Consider the following 16,747-nt stretch of genomic DNA (forward strand, 5'->3'; position numbering starts at 1 on the left):
AAAGGAGATTTAAATGCAAATAAATAGTTTTGAAGATGTAAATCTTGCACTTAAAAAAGTGGCAGAACTTAGTGTAAAAATAGAAAAGATTAATGGCGAGGTAACTTTAGCTTGTAATGAGATTAAAGAAGCTCGTGCAGGAGAGATTAAGGTTTTAAGTGATGAACTTGGATACATAGAGCAATGTATCACTACTTTTTGTGAAAATAACAAGCATGAATTTGCCGAAAAAAGATCTAAAGAATTTACCTTTGGCAAGATTGGCTATCGCTTAAGTAAAAGTGTATCTTTACCACGTGTGAAAGAAAAACTAGAAAACTTAATCAAAGCCTTTAAAAGTTACAACCTTAATGAATGCATCATTTACAAAGAAGAGCTTAATAAAGATGCCATTGTAGAGCTTGATGATACTACTTTAGTAAAGCTTGGACTTAAAAGAGTTGTAAAAGATAATTTTAGAATAGAGCCAAAGATTGAAAGCTTGGAGATTGAAAAATGAGAGAGCTTTCCTTAGCGGCTTTTAAACTTTTAAATAGTGTTTTTAAAACAAAAACCGCTCATTTTAATGGTTTTTTAGAACTTGATTTTAAAAATAAGCCTAAGCTAAAAAAGCAAAGCTTTAAAAGAAAAAAGAAAATGACTTCAAAGCAAAAAATTAGGTTTAAAGAACGACTTCAAAGCAAAAAAAATCAGACTTAAAAGAATTTAACAAGTCCGCTAAGGCGGATTTGATTAAGTTTTTAAAACTTAATTTAAAACAAAAGGATTAAAAAATGTATGTAAATGCAAAAATTGATGTGACTGATTTAGAATATGTCAGCCTCTATGAAATCATGGAGCTTTTTTATAATTTAGGCAATGATGAGCAAGAAGAGTTCTTTAGGAGGGTTAGCAGAACTTACCCTGAAAAAACGATAAAAGCTTTATTTTTTAAATTAGATAACGATGAAGCTAAAGAGCTTTTAAATGAACTTAATGAAACGATTAAAAGTGATAAAGAGTGGCAAGAAATGGCAAAAAGCATAAATGGAGATGAGAGATGAAGTTAAGAGATTTTGATTTTAGGATTTGGAGTGAATTAGAGAATGGCTATGTGGGATATCCAGCTTTAGCTAAGTTAAACTCCGTTTTACCCGCCAAAGTTCACTATGTAGATAAGCTTGTTCCTTGTATTAAATTTGATGAAAGAGATGATAATAAAGAAATGGAACTTTGGACAGGGCTTTACGATAAATTTGGCGATAAAATCTATGAAGGAGATATTGTAAAGTATTGTGATTTTGAAAATTTAGTAATTAGATTTGAGAATGGAATTTTTATAGTTAGTCGTTCTTATGATGAGTTTATAAAAAATTTTAAATATGAATATAATGAAGAAGAAGTTAAAAACACTTTGTTTAAATCATCTTATAAATTATACAAGCAAGTTTTTGATGAAAAAATGTGTGATAACTTAGAAATCATCGGCAATATCCACGAGAATCCTGAACTTTTGAAATGTTAAAAAATATTAAAAATTTTAACATAAAAATGAAATATGTTAAAAAAGCCAAAAAATTTAACAAAGTCCATTGATTTAATGGGCTTGATTAAGTTTTAGCAAGGAAAAAAGATGAATTTGGATTTTTTAAATGAGTTTAAGTTAAAAAATAAAGATTTAAACGAGAAATTAGAGTTTTTAATCCCTGATTTTTTAGTTAAAAAAGCAATAACTATTATTTATGCAAATGGTGGAAGTGGAAAAAGTTATTTAAGTGCCGCCATTTCTAAAACACTTTGCAAAGATACAAGGGTTAAAAGCATCGTTTATGTTGACATGGATAATCCTTTAAATGTTTTAAATGAAAGAGGTTTTGGTGAACTTATTTTAAATGAAAGCAAATTCACTTATATTCACAGATCAAGCTTAAAAACTTCAGCTTATGAGCTTTTAGAAATGATTGAAGGCAAAGGCGTAGCAGGAAGCTATGAAGGGGTTTTATTTGTACTTGATTCTTTACGCAATTTTGCAGATATTGATAATGATACTAAAATGATGTCTTTAATGTCTTTACTCATGAATTTAAGAGAATGTGGGGCAACCATTATGGCTTTGCACCATTCTACAAAAGATGGCAGAGCTTTTAAAGGCTCAAATCATATTAGAAACTCAAGTGATTGCATGTATTTTTTACAAAAAGTGGCTAACTTAGAACAAGGCTTTGAAGTATTGCTTAGTGTGCAAAAAGAAAGAGCAGGAATTAAAGATCAAGCCTTTTTTATCAATACAAAAACCTTAAATATTAAAAACACCGACTTGCAAAACGCTAAAATCAGCGATAAAGAAGAAGCTTTTATAGATAAAGTTTTAAAGCTTTTAAACGAAAAAAGCCTAAGCACAAGTGAGATTTTATCGGCTCTTGATGTCAGTAGAAGTGATAATTTTTCAAGGAATACTTTAGAGAAATTTAAAGGTGTTTTTTGGGAAAGTGAGCTTGGCGGAGAGAATGGTCGCACTTTTGTTTGGAAAAGTTTAAAAGCTGACAATAAAGACAGCAACGACAAAGAATTAAGCTTATTTGGGGATGAGTTATGAAATTTAACCCTCCAAGTAAAGAAGATTTAATTAAAGCCATTGATGAGTTTAATACTAAAAACTCTTGCTCTATCCCCTATTTTATAGCAGAAAGCTTTATAAATTATTATAAGCAAGATGATGGAAGGTGGCTCATGGCTAATAAAAAGCCTTTAAAATGCTGGAAAAGAGCACTTAATTCAACTTGGCTTCCAAAGTTAGCAAACAAATATAAAAACAAAGATAAACAAAAAGCTTTAGCTTCTTGGCTAGAAGAGGAGTTTTAATGGATAATGCAAAAGAGGCACTAAAAGAGCTTTTTGGTATTAGTGAAGTTCAAGCAGTGGTTATAGAAAAACTTTATTTTAAAGCCAAAACACCAAAAGATATATTAGGCTTTAAAAAATACTATGATTTAACCATGTTAAAAAAGCAATTTGTTGGTACAAGCTATGAAAAACTTTCTCTTGTGTGCGCCTTTGCAGAGCTTGATTTAAACTTAAGGTACAAAAATATAGAGTCTTTTTTAGAATGGCTTTTCATTTCATTTTCAAATCGTTTTATTTTTCAAACAAAAAAAGGAGATTTCTCATATTCTTTTGTACTTAGATATTATGATGGTAACATTGTTTATGATGAGTTAGGAAAGCCTGTTTTAAAGCATGTTGATTGTGGAGATAATCTTTATTTTATTAATGCTAATAAAGAGCTTTGTGATGAGCAAAGAAAACCACTGAATGTAGGAGAGTTTTATAATAAGCTAGTTGAATATATGTTTAAAAACCAAGATAAAATCATTTTTGATAATAAAATTGAAATAAGTCCTGTTATTAAAACTCAAATTCCTAGCCAAACTAAAATAAATAAAGATTACGAGCAAAACTATTTAGAATACAAAAAAAATCAAAATAAGCTTTATAATGCAAATATTGATAAATTCACTTCAAAACTAGAGCAAATTTTAAAGGCTAAAAAATGAATACTCAAAACACTTTAAAAAAGCACTTAATTAAAATCATTCATACCTTAAGAAAAGATGCTAATTTAAGCGATGATGAAAGCTATCGCTGGGTTTTAAATGAAAGATATGGCAAAGCTTCAAGTAAGGATTTAAGCATAGATGAACTAAGGGACTTTGCTATAACTTTGGGCTATGATGAAAAGTTTTTAAAAAAGCAAAATACCAAAAAAGCAAGGTATTTTAAAAAAGAAAACACTAAAAGCGGAAGGGCTACAAAAAAGCAACTTAATATGATACAAGCCATTTGGAGTAAAAATGCTAAAAATCCTACTCAGTGGGCTTTAAGAGAGTTTATTAATAATATTGTAAAAAAGCGACCTTTGCATCTTTGGTATTTAAGTATAGAAGATGCTAATAAAGTTATCCTAGGGCTTAAAAATTTAGAAAACAACAGCACACATTAAGCCAAACGAAGCTAATGTTGTCTCATCAAAACAAAAGGAGATTAAAATGATTTTAGAAATACATTCTTACGATGCAGAGTTTTTTTTAACCTTAGGCATAGAAAAACACTCACAAATTGCCTTTGCCGCAAAAAGAACAAGCCTTGAAATAATGCATGATGGAATCACTCATCAGATTAAAACTGATAAAGATTTTGGGATTTTGCTTAATGTGGTTTGTAATATCAGAGAAAAACTTGATGAGAGTTTTGATGAAGAAGATAAAAGCTTGGTTATTGATATAGATGAAATTGTGGCTAAAGTTTGCAAAGAATTAGAGTAATGCTCTAATTCTTTTTTCTTTCTCATCCATAGGGTATTGTTTATCCCAAGCTTCCATAAGTTTTCTTTCTTGGTCGGATAATCTGATATTATAAGTTTTGCTCATATATAAATAGCTTCTTGCAATCCAGCCTTTAGAATAATTTGCAGGATAAAATCTTTTTGCTTTAAAATCAGTATAAACCTTACAATTTCCATATTGAGTATATTTTAAATTAGTAGGAGTCTCAGCATATCTAAAATTGCTTCTATCCCCATTTATCTCTCCTATGGCTGGGACTAGGTTTTGTTTATCGGCTTCCATTTTTGCAAAAGTTGGATCATTTTTACAAGCTTTTCTGCCACCTTCTTTCCAGCAAGGTAAATGCTTTCCAAAGTTTTGGGCGGGCATAATATGCTCCCATTCTATGCGTTTGATTCTTTGGTTAATTTTTCCTTTTTTGGTGTATTCGTTTCTAGGAGCATATAAATCACTTTTAATCACTTCAAAACTAATATATTTTCCTTTTTTATTAACCTTAAAAGGTGCTTGACAATAAAAATCATACCAGTAAGAGCTCCCTAGATCATTATAAAATTTTACTAATTCTTTTTTGCTTTCTTCAAAACTTTTAGCATTTAATAAGCTTAAAGCAAGTATTAAAACGCTTATTATTTTTTTCATTTATTCTCCTTTTTATTTTTTAAAATTATACCCTACTAAATAAAATTTAGCTTTTTTGCTATAATTTGCAAAAACACTCAAATAGGACTAGCATTGCTTAGCAATAACGAATACTTTGAATATTTTATTGATTTTGTGAAAAATAACGACAAACGAGAAATCTTAAAAGAATTTGGCGGTGCAAATATTTACATACCAAGCTATAAAACCTTACTTAGAGATGAAGAATTAAAACAGGATTTTAAAACACTCATAAAACAGGGAATAAGCACTAAAAATGCAAGTGTGGAATGTGCTAAAAAATATGATTTAAGTTTAAATGCTGTGTATTTAATCACTAAAGAATTGAGAGAAAATTTAGAACCAAGTTTGTTTTAGCTCTCAAACTCCACACTAATTATATAAGCTTGGTCATTAAAACTATGACTCACGCTTTTAATACTAAATTCATAATGATCCATATTAATATCTTTAATCTTTAGTTTTCCACCTGCTCTTATTTCTCTTCCTATAAGCTCACATCTTCCATTTAATCCACCTTTTTGAAGCTCATTGAGTTTTGCTTGTGCTTTTTTAAAAGCTTCATTATCATTTTTTGGTTGTGAGATTTGCATTTTATATATATTCTCCCCACTTCCTACTTTTATGCTTTTTATCTTTGCCTCATTTATATCTTGCCATTCTGCTATTACGGCACTATATTCATTTCTAGCACTTTCTGAAATTTCTAATGAAATACATTCTTTTAAAGCTATTTCAAATAAGGGTAAATTTTCATTCTTGCTTGTGATATTAGCAGCATTATCGCCAATCTTACCATCTTTTGGAGTAATGATTAAAGTATTTTCTTTTACACAGCAAATAAAACCATAATCAAAGCATATACTATATAAGAATTCTAAATTACTTTGATTATTTTGTAAAATACTTACTATATTTTGATCCTCTCCACTTGTTTTGATTTTTAGATTGTTTTCATTTGCGATTTTTCTTGCTATGGTAAAAAGAGTAGTGTTTTCAAAGCTTCTTGTCTTTTTCTCTTTTATATTAACGCTGCCTTTTCCACTAAAATTAATAGCACTTGCTCTAACTTCAGTAGTATTTGAAGTATAGTTTTTACTCACTACATTCACGCTAAAGCTTCCACATTTATAAAGCTTTTCAAAGCCAAGCCAAAGCTCTAAACTATCCCCAAAAAGTGGCTTGGAATAAAGCCCAAAAACACTTAAACTTATCTCATCACTTTCAGCTTTTTCTTTATCTTCATAACTAATGCTAATGAGATTTTTAGAAAGTTTTTCTGTGATATCTTTGCCTTTGGCAATAAGTTTAAACTTAGGTTTTCTTACCATAAAGCCTTTTCCTTACTTTCTTTAATTTCAATACTAGGTAAAACCACTTTATCTCCTGTTTTTAAAAGAGGCTCTAGCTTAGGATTGGCTAATAAAACTTGATTAAAATACAAAAGTGTTCCATAATGTTTATAGACTATACTATCAAGCCTCTCGTTGTTTTTAGCTATGTAAATCTTACTCATCAAAGTCCCTTTCTAAATCCATGCTAAAGCTTTGTGCTACAAAGCCACTTCCATCTACAAATGCACTTCTGTTTTCATTTAAGGATAAAATCACAAATTTACCATAATACTTTCCATTAGCTCCTGTTAAGATAAAAGATCTTTGTTCTTTTGCCATATTCTCAAGCTTATCTAAATAAGTATTTCTATCCCCTTTTAAAGGTAAAGTTTTGCCTTGTATTTTAATCTTTTCGCTTTCTTTAGAACTTGCAAATAAAGCATTATGATTATTAAGCCTATTTTGACTTTGTATGTTATATTCTAAGCTTCTTTCTAAATTATCAAAATTTAAAGCTTTAAACTCAAATTCTCCTAAAGCTAAAACCATTTAAACTCCTTTTTAGTTTCATCAAGCTAAAATTATCTTAATTAGATAAGGTTGATACCTAAAATGTAGTAGTAGGATAGTCCAAATTAATTGGGGTATGTATTGTGAGTGCAAGTCTCACCGCCTTATCTGATCTTAATATATGTCTTATTATCTTTATTAATCGCTTCTACTTTTCCTAATGTAACTATTGCATTGGTTTTACCAAACTTCTTTAGCTTATAATCAGGGGTAATTACAATTTTATTGATACGACTAGCATCTTTTTTATCTTCAAAGAAATACAATAAAGAATTATTTGCATTATCCCAATAAACTTCTTTTGCTTCATCTAAAACTTTAACAATTTGCTTGATTTCATCCGCGCTTAAAGCCTGATTATAACTTGCCTTTCTTTTAGGACTTGCGTGTAAAAGATTGTTTTTGCTCAGCGTAAAGTATAAGTCTTCTAAGTCTTTTTTATTAAGTTTTTCTAAAAACTCTTTGGTGCTTTTATCCATTTTACCTACTTGTATGAAATTGATAGGATATTTTTGATTATCTTTAATGATGACTTCATCCACCATATCATCTAAGCTTTTTTGCCAAATATAGAGTTCTTTTTCTCTTTGAAAACTTTGTGCATTCTCTTTTGTCTTGGTTGCTAAGCTTAAAGCTTCTAACTTTATAAAGTTTTGGCTTATTTGGCTTATCTTTTCTTTATAAAGTTTTTCAAGCTTTTCTACGCCTAAGTTTTTATTGTAGTTAAAATTTTTATCCGCCAAATCAGCTGGTGTTTGCTTTGAAAGCTTCCAGCCATAAAGCTTTAATTCACTTTCACTTACACCTTGAATGGAGCATTTGCACCCATAACCACAAGGTGGGCGGTTGTTAATCCAAAAAGGATCATCTCTTCTTAAAATCATCCCATGTAAGGCTAAATGCTCTTTTCTTCGATTGCCATGAAGTAAGCTTATCCAACGCACATATTCTTTATTGCTTTGCAAAATGTTTTCCCACACCGCTTGGGCTTTTGCTATTCTCATATTTGTTTCAAAGACTTTTTTTAGTCTTGAAGTGCCTATTTTGATATTTTTAACTTCTCCTGTTTTAGGGTTTACAACCTCTACTTTGTCCCCAAACCATCCTTTAGCTTTTAATTTTGGGGTAATTTGCTTTTTCCAAGTTTCAAATTTATCCCCATTTTTTAAAGCCTCTATTAAAGAGTTTTGAATATCTTTTAAAAGATTTAAATCATTTAGCTTTGCAATGGTAAAAACTTTATTATGTGTTTCATGTATTATTTCATCATAATCAAAGCTAGTTTGGGGTTTTTTGCTTTGTAAATATTCAATTGCCTTATTTGGCTTACCAAAAAACATTTTTAATCCCCATAGCCTAAAATACTTGAATTAGCTAAAGCTTGAAACATAAACTCTTCTAAAATATTGATAGAAATATCGCTAAACTCTTTTTGCAAGTTTTCAAAAAGCTCTTCATAAGAATTAGAATCGTTTAAAAGCTGATTAAAGGCTTGTTCTAGCTTTTCTTTAATTTGCTCATCAATGACTTTAAACTCTTTACTTTCAAGTGCTGCATCAATTTTATCCATAGGCTTTTTTTGTATAAACTTTACTTTGTTTTCAAAGACTTTTTTATCATTTTCTAAATCTTTAAAGTCTTTTTTTTCTAAAGTCTCTCTTATAAGCTCACCTTCTACATTATAAGTGCTTTTAATGTATTCTTCATCAAAGCAAAAGCCCATGTTAAAAAGTTTTAAATCCCTTTCGCAAAGCTCACTTTTTGGTTCTGCTTCGCTAAAAAACTGCACATAGAGTTCATCTTTAAAATGATTGATTTCTTTGAAAAACTTAATGGCACGATTTAAAATAAAAAGAACAATTTGTCCATCTTGGGCGGCTAAATCTTTTCTTATTTGATTATGTGATTCTGCCGCTGCTAAAGAACCTCCGCTTACTTGAGAACTTAAATTAGCTCCTAAAACCACGCTTCTTATTTGATTATCTAAGTAATCTATTATTTCACTATAATTTGCCTTAGCCTTTGGCTGGATTAAATCAAGCTCTTCTTCTTTATCAATGACCGCACTATCGCCATTTAACATTTGATGAATTTCAAAGGCTAGTGCATCAGGATCGCTATCTGTTTTTGCAACTGCCCAAGGAGAGCCAAATCTTTCTAAAAACTCCATCCAAAACTTTAAACTTGCATTTTTAAGCTTTACTGGAAAATAAAGCTTTGTTAATAAGGCATCGCCATTTTTAAATAAAAAATTAGAGCCAAAAAGTCCATAAATTGCTTTTTTATCTTCCACAATTTCTTCACAACCATTGCCATTATAAACTAACTCATCATTTTCATTAAAGCCAAAATTTCTAAAATCTCTTTGTTTTAAGATTGGATAGTAAAAACCATCTTTTAACTTGTAATTAACTTCAAATACATTAAGCCCATAAAGATAGGTTTCTAAGATTTGACTTAATAAATCAGGATTGAAAAGATACTCAAAGCTTTCTTTTATTTTTTCGTTTTCACAAACGATTTGAAGCTCTTTTGCTAAAATCACACTCCTTCGTGATTGATGAGCTTGAGTAAAGCTTAGATCTTTAAAAATCATTCTTTGATCGTTCTCGCTGATTTTAAGCACATTTAAATAGCTTGAGTTTATAAGAGTGTTTATAAGACTATTGTTTTTTAATATCACTTCTCTTTTGGATTTGATTTCTTTTTTCATATTTTTCCTTTAAAAACGCCTTATTCTTGAAACAGAGTTAAAATGATGCTTTCTTCTTTTAATGCTACTTTTAGTTCTTGCTAATAAAAATGCTCCTGCTAAGCTATCAGGTGCATCATCATTTTTCCCTTCTGGAAATTCTAAAAGTTGATTTATAAGCATAGTTTGGCTTTTATGTAAAAAAAGCTCTTCATTTTCAAAAGCAAGGCTTAAGCTCTCAATGCGTTCAAACTTGCTAACGCTATTATTTTTACCACGCAAAGGCAAAAAAACTCCACTTTCTAAGCTTTTTTCTTGTAACCATTTTTTTAAGAAAAATTGACCGCCATTAGTTTCAATTTCAATCAAGCGACATTTATAAATCTTTTGAAGATTAAAAATGGTTTTTATAATGCTTTGTGCTTTTAAGATTTTTACGATGCTTTCTGCTACATAAAAACCCTTTGCACCTTTACCAATAATGGTAATCGCAGTAAAGTCACTTTTTGCTTTTTCTCCTGCTGGGTCAATATACATATAATACTGATTAATGGCGGGTAAATCATCATAAAAATTAATGCCATCAAGGCTAAAGATTTGATTTTCACTTCTTGGATTATTGAGTTGCTCTTTATTAAAAGCTTTTAGATTTTCAGCCCTTAACTTCATTAAATCCTCTAAGCTTTTGGCTTCTTCCCAAAGAACCTTAGCCCCTTTATCCATTAAAGCTTTATTTTTTAAATAAAATTGATGAGCGGTATTAAAATCAGTATTTCTATAAAGCGTGGCGTATTCATCCCATAAATCAAGCCTTTGTGGAAACTCTTCGATGGAACGGAAGACTTTAGGATTCCAAAAACCAAGCTTTAATTTTCTAGATAAAACACTATCATTATGTAAAATGGTTCCAATATAAAGCACATCTAAACTTCCATCTGCACTCCCTAAGTTTAAAACCGCTTCATCCACCCAATCTTCTAATTTATCCCTTTGATCTTTACTCCTGACATTAGTATCATTTTCTAAATCATCTAAAATAACTAAATCAGGTCTTTTAACCCCATATCTAACCCCACGAAGTCTTTTTCCACTGCCAAAGGCTTTAATCTTTACGCCATTATTGCTTACAAACTCTCCTACGCGCCAAGTCTTGCCAATTCCTACTACTTCGGGAAAATCAAGCTTTAAATGCGGATTATCTTCAAGCTCTGCTTTAATAGCTTCAAGCATTCCTTCCATAAGTTCGACCGCATCTGAAATCTCTACTATAAAGCTTTTATAATTAAAAACTAAGCACCACAAAGGAAAGAGTTGTGAAGTGTAGGTGGATTTACCATGAGCTCTTGGTGCAGCTATGGCGTGTTTTTCACCTTTGCTTTCTTTTTTAAGTGCGATTTTTGTAAAAACTTCATTTAAGTGCAAATGTAAGCCACATTCTCCTTTAATGGTAAAATAATGCGGAAAATAAGTTCTTGCAAAATAATCAAAATCCACACTCGCTCTTTTAATTCTTTCTTGTTTTAAAGTAGGATCTAAATGGCTTTCATGCAAAAATTGAGTTTTTAATTCATTTTTTAGCTCATCCATCCATTCTAAAAAGTCTTTTCTTTGCATAGCACCTTTTAGTTCATTTGGAGTGTTTTCGTGCTTTTGTTCGTTTGAGATTAAAAACTCATCGAGTTCTTCTTTGGAAAAAAGCATTAAATATCCATTGCTAAAATTTCTTTTTCTATCACTCCACTTTCTAAAAGTGATACAAGTTTTGCTACGCAATCTTTATCATTTTTTAAATGACTTATGATAATTTCAACCACTTTTTTAGCAACATTTAAACGATAGCTACTTGGATCTTCTAATCTTGCAACCTTTCTCATTTTTGAAAAGCTATCGCCTATCCTTGCAATGGCTTCAGTTTTCTTTTCTGCATTCATTTTTTCATCAGTATTTATATTTTCAATCGCACAAAACATTTGCTCAGTAAAGCTTTCATATAATGAGGCACTTTCTTTATCTTTGATTTTTGAAGTTAAAAGATTAGCTTTTTGCTTATCCCAATCGCCATCTTTGGCTTTGTAATTTCTAATCGTTTTTTCATTGCGGTTTAAAATTTTTGCAATTTTAAATATATCAAAACCTGCAATATAAAGTTCTTTTGCTAAATCTTTTAATTCATTTTTAGACTTCGCAGCGGAAGTAATTCCGCTTTGCGATGAAGGGCTTTGCCCTTTCAAAACCCCTAAAGCCCCCGTCCCACTTTGTGGGGTTAATTCTTTTTTGCTTTCTTTTTTAGCCATTTAATCTCCTTAAATCCATTCTTTTTCTTTTAATTTTAAACGCTCTAACTTTGTTTTGTGGAATAAAGTTATCTTCGTTGATTTCAGTTGGAATTTTTTTATTTGCCATTTTTAAAAGTAAATCATTAGCCCACTCTCTAATCTCTTCTAAGCTTTCTTTTGGAAAATCATTTCGGCGTTTTAATTCCATAATTGTAAGCTTTACACAGATATCTTTTAAAAGAGGAGTTGGGTTTTTAGGTATCTTTATAAAACTTGCAATATAACTTTGTGCATCATTAATAGCATCATCAATCACTTCTTTATCACAAACCCCATCAGCATTTAAATCGCTAAGCTCTGCTATGGCATGAACGCTTAATTCTTTGATTAAATCCTTTTCATCTATCATAAAAAAATGCGTTTTAGTTTCTGTGATAAGCTTTTCTTCTAAAATGTCTTGATAATTCATTTAAAAAAACCTTTTTTAATGTGGTTAAAATATGGTTAAAATCGTTTAAAATCTTTTTCTAATATCTTTTTAGCTTTAAAGGCATTTTTTGCCTTTAAAGCTAAAATTGTGCGTTTTACTCTAAAACAAGCTTAATAAGTCCATTTGGTCTGGTGCAAACTGGCATGGCTCTCATTTCGCCTACAATTTCAATTCCAGCCCCACGAGGTAAAATCTCAGGCTTAGAAACAAACATTAAACTTGGTGCTTTTCCTAAAGCATCAGTATGATTTGCTCTTGTATAATAAATGCGATTAGAATTATCCTTTGGCACAACCATACCCTCAGTGCCTTTTAAAAATTCAACGCTTTTTCCATTTGTATTTTTATATTTTGCACTATAACGGCGATATTTGGTGCCATATAAAATTAAGGACTTATCTTTCTCATCCCTACTTGCAAGATGATTTTTATAAAGATCTTCACTTAATGCCAAGTTAGAAATAGCCGCAAAAAGTTCATTTCCACAAAGCACTTCATAATCAGCACTTGTTCCAAATTCATCAATAATTGCTGAATCAATCGCATCACAAACGCTGGCTAAAGTCACACTCCCATCTTTTTTAACACTAATAGCTTTCTTACTTGCACTTCCAAAATCAAAAAGCACATTTCCTTTGCCATCTAAAATCTTGCCAAATAAAGCACCATTTGCCATATATTCAAGCGTAGTATTAAAGCTTTCTTTCATTTCTTTAACCAAAACCCCAAGAGCTCCACTTAAGCTTTTAGCCTGAGCTTCTTGCAATGCTAAAGACCTTAAAGAATTAATCTCACTCGCACTGATTCTTTTTGCTAATGCAAAGCGTGGTAAAGGTATATTTAAAATATAAGCGTCTTTAGTATTTTCTAAAGAATGTTCCCCATTATCTGAAATGCTATTTAAAACAATTCCAGCACCTTTTATAATTTCAACCCTTACAGTGCTCTCTAAACTTGGGATTTTATCCTTAAAAAAAGTATCACTTACAAAGCGAGGTGAAGCTTTGGTTTGATTAATAACTTCAGTTATTTTTGTACTTGAAAAAAGTTCCAAAAGTTGCTCTAAATCCATTTTTACTCCTTAGTATTAATAATTAAATTTTGCATAAAAGCCTTTTTAACTACACTTGCATGAACGCCTTTTAAATTGATTTCTCCTGCTAATAAAACCCCATAAACGCCGGATCTTAAAGCGTGATCTTTAAGCATTGCTAATTTAACATTTTCTTTTGCACTGATATCTTCATTTGGACATTTTTTAAAGCTTTCTCCAAAATCTTCGCTGATTAAAAGCGTTCCAAGAGCTAAGCTTTCATTAGTTTCAAGATCTATTTTCGCATTAATTGAAAACAAATCTTTATTGATAAAACTTTCAAGGCTTTTTGGCATAGCAATTAAAGGATCATTGCTTAAGCTTTTTGGTGTGACCTTTGATGGCATTTCTTCTCCTTCTTCATTTATAAATTCCTTAGCGGTTTCATTTTCACTCACAGCTTCTTCATCAGCTAGGTTCTCATCTTCTAAAGACAAAGCTTTAGGCAAGTCTTCATTTTCTAGGTTTTCATTTTCTAGGTTTTCATTTTCTAGGTTTTGGGTTTCTTTTTTAGCTTTAGCCATTTTTAATCCCCTAACATCATTTTCACAACATCAAACTCATTAGTTTTTGCTGTGTTTTTATTTGCAAAAACATTGTTTTTTGGAACTTGCACTTGATCATTCTTGGTATCTAAAAAGCTTTTAAAGCCTTCTAAATCCTTGCAAGCATAGGATATTGCCCATTCTTTTTGGGAATTAGCAATTTTGCCACTATTTAGAGCATTATCAACTAAAGAGCTTGCTAAGTTTTTAGCGCTTTCTTCGTTTTGCTTTTTTAAAGCTTCATTTTGTAAAGCGAGTGAACTGTTTTCATTTTTTAAAGCTATAATCTGAGATTCTAGCTCTTTGATTTTTTCATCCATTTTCTCTCCTTTGTTTTGATGAATATTATTTTTGTTAGCAATGAGTTCGCCTAGCTCATCAATAAATGGCGTATTAGTTAGTGCGACTGAGTGAAGCTTAGCTCTTACTAGTTCTCCACTTTTATTGTCTTTTGAATTAAATTCAAACACAGGGGATAAATAGCAGTATTGCTTATTTGCTATATATTTTTTAGCCTCTTCGTTAAACTCAGCCTTAGCCATTAAGGCATCATTTTCCAAATAAAGCTCTTTAATCCAACCTGCAGCAGGTGCTTTTTCATTTTTTAAGCTTTGATGCTCATAGTCAATAACCAAATCAATCTTTTTTTGATTAAAATTATCAATCATTGAGTTTAAATCTTTATCATCAACCTTAAACCTGCCATTATTATGCCCTTTCCACTCACCCTTAATTGCCACTTTTATGGGCTTATCATTGCTAACTTCGACTAAATTTTCTTTATTGATAAAAAGCATTTTAAATCCTTAAAAAATCATCTTTTGGTAAAAAGCTACTTTGCAAAGTTCTTGCATAAATGCTTAAATAGCCATGATCGCTTATTCCTTCGTAAACCTTTTTAAGATCTTTAAGCTCTATTCTAAAACCATTGCTAGGTTCTGCATTTAAAAGCACTTTATCAACAGCTTCTATTGCATCAAATAATTTATGCTTAGCATCAATTCTGTGTTTAGGAGCTTTTGATTTTGTATGGGTTAAAATATAAAGTTTCCAAGTTCCCACTTTATTTTCTAAATCTTTATAACTTTCTCCTTCAAAATCAAGCAAAAGCGAAGCATCTAAATTATTAATACAACTTGCTATGTTTTGGGTGTCTTCAAACTCGCCTAAATACATTTTTGCTTTAAAATCTTTTAATAGTTCTAAAAGCTCATTTTCAAAACTTTTAAGCATTTTCATCCTTTAAAAATTAGCGGCAATTTTAAAATGAGTTCTTTTTTTAATCAAGCAAATTATTTTTTCAAAGAGTTTTAGCACAAAATTTTTCTAGTTTTTGGGTCAGCTTTTTAACTAAACTTACGACATTTAAAGGAGTGAAAATGAAAAATAACCCTTATTTTAAAGAAAGCGAATTTAAATGTAAATGCGGCAAATGTGAATTGCCTCAAAATGTACCAAGTGATGAGCTTATAGACATTCTTTGTGAAATCAGAGAACATTACAATGCTCCTGTTATTATAAATAGTGGATATCGCTGCAAAGAGCATAATGCAAATGTTGGTGGAGCCCCTAAAAGCCAACACACTATAGGAAGTGCAGCGGACTTTGTGGTTAAAGGAGTTAAAACAGAAGAAGTTCATCAATATGTTTTAAACACCTATGGCGAAAGAGGTTTAGGGATTGCCATAAAGCATAATTTTAATGATCCTTATGCTGGGTTTGTGCATTTAGACACTAGAGGCAAAAAAGCAAGATGGACTTATCCATAAGGAAAAGATTGTGTTTAGTTTTATTTTATCAAGGTTTTTAAGTCCTTCAAAAATAGCTTTTTTTGTTCTAATTGCTCTTTGTGGTTTTTTATATTTAAAAAACAATGCTTTAGCTTTAGAAAATGAAAATCTAAAACTTAAAGCTTTGCATTTTAGCAATGAAATCAATGTTTTTAAAGATAAATTAGCCCAGCAAAATAAAGCTATTGATAAATTAAAACTTGATTTAAAGCCCAAAGAGACTTTAAAAGAAGTTTTAAAAGTGGATAAGGTTTTTATTAAAGATAAAAGCTGTGAGAGTGAACTTAAAGCTTATAAAGAATTATTTAATATTTTAGGAGCAAAAAAGTGAATGATAAAATGAGAATTTTCCTATTAATTATACCTTTTGTTTTTTTAAGCGCTTGTGCTTCTAAAGATATTTTGATTAAAACTGAAATCAAAGAAGTTAAAGTTCCTATTAAATGCCCTTTAAAACTTCCTTTAAAGCCTTTAGACAAACAAGACTTAGAAAGTGCTAAAGAAATCTCTAAGTATTACTTAGAAGTTGAAAATATAGCCAAGCTTTGCACAGGAGAGAAAGATGAAAGAAAATAATAAAATGATAAATCAAAAAAGCATTGCAAAAGATCTTCTTATAGCTCTTTTATTTTCAAGCTTTGCTTTAGCTTTATTATATTTATTTGAAATTTTTACAAGGAACTAGCAATGAAATTAGAAGATATATTTGTATATATGGTTTTAATGATAGTAAGCTTTATAGCTGGACTTGTAGGAATTGTAACAAAAAATAAATTAAGCAAAGCTCTTAATTTAAAAGGTAAATTTACACTCTTTTTAAAAGGCATGCTAGGTTCTATGTTTGTAGCATATCTAGTTTTTGAAATTGTAAATTATCTTAATTTTGGCATAAAGCTTAGCGTTGCAGTGGGTGGTTTTGCAGCTTATATGGGGACAGATGCATTGCTTAAAATTGAGCAACTTGTAGAAAAG

At 30.3% G+C, this 16,747-nt stretch carries 28 protein-coding genes; 15 read left to right on the forward strand and 13 right to left on the reverse strand.

What is annotated here, in order from left to right; all coding sequences use genetic code 11:
- The first annotated feature begins 13 nt into the window (after positions 1–13).
- The 9 genes from AJ886_RS04580 to AJ886_RS04620 all read left to right on the forward strand — a co-directional run bounded on the left by AJ886_RS04580 (position 14) and on the right by AJ886_RS04620 (position 4,301).
- On the forward strand, positions 14–499 hold the full coding sequence (locus AJ886_RS04580) for a host-nuclease inhibitor Gam family protein (RefSeq protein WP_032593270.1): 486 nt from the start codon (positions 14–16) through the stop codon (positions 497–499).
- Positions 496–699, forward strand: a complete 204-nt coding sequence (locus AJ886_RS04585) for a hypothetical protein (RefSeq protein ID WP_070287233.1) — start codon at positions 496–498, stop codon at positions 697–699. Before AJ886_RS04580 ends, AJ886_RS04585 begins: the two co-directional genes overlap by 4 nt.
- 74 nt (positions 700–773) lie before the next feature.
- On the forward strand, positions 774–1,043 hold the full coding sequence (locus AJ886_RS04590) for a hypothetical protein (protein WP_070281193.1): 270 nt from the start codon (positions 774–776) through the stop codon (positions 1,041–1,043).
- The gene (locus tag AJ886_RS04595) at positions 1,040–1,504 is read left to right on the forward strand and encodes a YopX family protein (RefSeq protein ID WP_070287235.1); all 465 of its coding nucleotides are present in this window, start codon (positions 1,040–1,042) and stop codon (positions 1,502–1,504) included. The genes AJ886_RS04590 and AJ886_RS04595 overlap by 4 nt, the downstream gene beginning before the upstream one ends.
- A gap of 108 nt (positions 1,505–1,612) precedes the next feature.
- Positions 1,613–2,575, forward strand: coding sequence for a hypothetical protein (locus AJ886_RS04600; protein ID WP_032582467.1), 963 nt, complete (start codon positions 1,613–1,615; stop codon positions 2,573–2,575).
- Positions 2,572–2,841, forward strand: a complete 270-nt coding sequence (locus AJ886_RS04605) for a hypothetical protein (protein WP_052797567.1) — start codon at positions 2,572–2,574, stop codon at positions 2,839–2,841. The genes AJ886_RS04600 and AJ886_RS04605 overlap by 4 nt, the downstream gene beginning before the upstream one ends.
- The gene (locus AJ886_RS04610) at positions 2,841–3,533 is read left to right on the forward strand and encodes a hypothetical protein (protein WP_002793908.1); all 693 of its coding nucleotides are present in this window, start codon (positions 2,841–2,843) and stop codon (positions 3,531–3,533) included. Before AJ886_RS04605 ends, AJ886_RS04610 begins: the two co-directional genes overlap by 1 nt.
- Positions 3,530–3,979: a phage protein GemA/Gp16 family protein gene (locus AJ886_RS04615; protein WP_002841916.1), complete on the forward strand. Its 450-nt coding sequence runs from the start codon at positions 3,530–3,532 to the stop codon at positions 3,977–3,979. Before AJ886_RS04610 ends, AJ886_RS04615 begins: the two co-directional genes overlap by 4 nt.
- Before the next feature lie 46 nt (positions 3,980–4,025).
- Complete coding sequence (locus tag AJ886_RS04620; RefSeq protein WP_002873721.1) at positions 4,026–4,301, forward strand: hypothetical protein; 276 nt, start codon at positions 4,026–4,028, stop codon at positions 4,299–4,301.
- On the opposite strand, the gene AJ886_RS04625 is transcribed toward AJ886_RS04620, so the two are convergent.
- Positions 4,293–4,964 carry an endonuclease gene (locus AJ886_RS04625; RefSeq protein WP_070287237.1) on the reverse strand — a complete coding sequence of 224 codons (672 nt, stop codon included), beginning with the start codon at positions 4,962–4,964 and terminating at the stop codon, positions 4,293–4,295. The genes AJ886_RS04620 and AJ886_RS04625 overlap by 9 nt on opposite strands.
- 93 nt (positions 4,965–5,057) lie before the next feature.
- Here AJ886_RS04625 and AJ886_RS04630 point away from each other — a divergent pair, with 93 nt between their 5' ends.
- Positions 5,058–5,342, forward strand: a complete 285-nt coding sequence (locus AJ886_RS04630) for a Mor transcription activator family protein (protein WP_002784523.1) — start codon at positions 5,058–5,060, stop codon at positions 5,340–5,342.
- Here AJ886_RS04630 and AJ886_RS04635 read toward each other — a convergent pair.
- From AJ886_RS04635 to AJ886_RS04690, 12 genes are all read right to left on the reverse strand, one after another.
- Complete coding sequence (locus AJ886_RS04635; RefSeq protein ID WP_070287238.1) at positions 5,339–6,316, reverse strand: phage late control D family protein; 978 nt, start codon at positions 6,314–6,316, stop codon at positions 5,339–5,341. The genes AJ886_RS04630 and AJ886_RS04635 overlap by 4 nt on opposite strands.
- On the reverse strand, positions 6,310–6,501 hold the full coding sequence (locus AJ886_RS04640) for a tail protein X (RefSeq protein WP_002793900.1): 192 nt from the start codon (positions 6,499–6,501) through the stop codon (positions 6,310–6,312). The genes AJ886_RS04635 and AJ886_RS04640 overlap by 7 nt, the downstream gene beginning before the upstream one ends.
- Positions 6,494–6,868 carry a phage tail protein gene (locus AJ886_RS04645; RefSeq protein WP_002784519.1) on the reverse strand — a complete coding sequence of 125 codons (375 nt, stop codon included), beginning with the start codon at positions 6,866–6,868 and terminating at the stop codon, positions 6,494–6,496. Before AJ886_RS04645 ends, AJ886_RS04640 begins: the two co-directional genes overlap by 8 nt.
- A gap of 125 nt (positions 6,869–6,993) precedes the next feature.
- The gene (locus AJ886_RS04650) at positions 6,994–8,229 is read right to left on the reverse strand and encodes a phage minor head protein (RefSeq protein ID WP_070287239.1); all 1,236 of its coding nucleotides are present in this window, start codon (positions 8,227–8,229) and stop codon (positions 6,994–6,996) included.
- A gap of 2 nt (positions 8,230–8,231) precedes the next feature.
- Positions 8,232–9,602 (reverse strand): DUF935 family protein, encoded by a 1,371-nt coding sequence (locus tag AJ886_RS04655; protein ID WP_070287240.1) that lies wholly within the window; start codon positions 9,600–9,602, stop codon positions 8,232–8,234.
- Positions 9,603–9,611: 9 nt separating this feature from the next.
- Complete coding sequence (gene terL, locus AJ886_RS04660) at positions 9,612–11,282, reverse strand: phage terminase large subunit (protein WP_002875116.1); 1,671 nt, start codon at positions 11,280–11,282, stop codon at positions 9,612–9,614.
- Entirely contained in the window at positions 11,282–11,875 is a 594-nt protein-coding gene (locus AJ886_RS04665; protein WP_052805459.1) for a DUF1804 family protein, read from the reverse strand. The genes terL and AJ886_RS04665 overlap by 1 nt, the downstream gene beginning before the upstream one ends.
- Positions 11,868–12,326: a phage protein Gp36 family protein gene (locus AJ886_RS04670; protein WP_002855185.1), complete on the reverse strand. Its 459-nt coding sequence runs from the start codon at positions 12,324–12,326 to the stop codon at positions 11,868–11,870. The genes AJ886_RS04665 and AJ886_RS04670 overlap by 8 nt, the downstream gene beginning before the upstream one ends.
- Before the next feature lie 115 nt (positions 12,327–12,441).
- Positions 12,442–13,419, reverse strand: a complete 978-nt coding sequence (locus AJ886_RS04675; RefSeq protein WP_002872711.1) for a major capsid protein — start codon at positions 13,417–13,419, stop codon at positions 12,442–12,444.
- Positions 13,420–13,421: 2 nt separating this feature from the next.
- On the reverse strand, positions 13,422–13,964 hold the full coding sequence (locus AJ886_RS04680; RefSeq protein ID WP_070284981.1) for a hypothetical protein: 543 nt from the start codon (positions 13,962–13,964) through the stop codon (positions 13,422–13,424).
- Positions 13,965–13,966: 2 nt separating this feature from the next.
- Positions 13,967–14,782, reverse strand: coding sequence for a phage protease (locus AJ886_RS04685; protein ID WP_070287241.1), 816 nt, complete (start codon positions 14,780–14,782; stop codon positions 13,967–13,969).
- A gap of 1 nt (position 14,783) precedes the next feature.
- Positions 14,784–15,218, reverse strand: a complete 435-nt coding sequence (locus AJ886_RS04690; RefSeq protein ID WP_043012806.1) for a hypothetical protein — start codon at positions 15,216–15,218, stop codon at positions 14,784–14,786.
- A gap of 146 nt (positions 15,219–15,364) precedes the next feature.
- Between AJ886_RS04690 and AJ886_RS04695 the strand changes: the two genes are divergently transcribed.
- The 5 genes from AJ886_RS04695 to AJ886_RS04710 form a co-directional block, all read left to right on the forward strand.
- On the forward strand, positions 15,365–15,754 hold the full coding sequence (locus AJ886_RS04695) for a YcbK family protein (RefSeq protein ID WP_070287097.1): 390 nt from the start codon (positions 15,365–15,367) through the stop codon (positions 15,752–15,754).
- 10 nt (positions 15,755–15,764) lie between these two features.
- Positions 15,765–16,106 (forward strand): hypothetical protein, encoded by a 342-nt coding sequence (locus AJ886_RS04700; RefSeq protein WP_002784498.1) that lies wholly within the window; start codon positions 15,765–15,767, stop codon positions 16,104–16,106.
- A complete protein-coding gene (locus AJ886_RS04705) occupies positions 16,103–16,351 on the forward strand; it encodes a hypothetical protein (RefSeq protein ID WP_070280988.1) in 249 nt (82 codons plus the stop codon). Before AJ886_RS04700 ends, AJ886_RS04705 begins: the two co-directional genes overlap by 4 nt.
- Complete coding sequence (locus AJ886_RS10760; RefSeq protein WP_261662421.1) at positions 16,338–16,460, forward strand: hypothetical protein; 123 nt, start codon at positions 16,338–16,340, stop codon at positions 16,458–16,460. The genes AJ886_RS04705 and AJ886_RS10760 overlap by 14 nt, the downstream gene beginning before the upstream one ends.
- Positions 16,461–16,462: 2 nt before the next feature.
- Positions 16,463–16,747: phage holin family protein (locus AJ886_RS04710; RefSeq protein WP_002875551.1), on the forward strand; the 285-nt coding region annotated here is incomplete at its 3' end.

It is taken from the genome of Campylobacter sp. BCW_6465 (genome assembly GCF_001762815.1).
Taxonomy (GTDB): domain Bacteria; phylum Campylobacterota; class Campylobacteria; order Campylobacterales; family Campylobacteraceae; genus Campylobacter_D; species Campylobacter_D jejuni.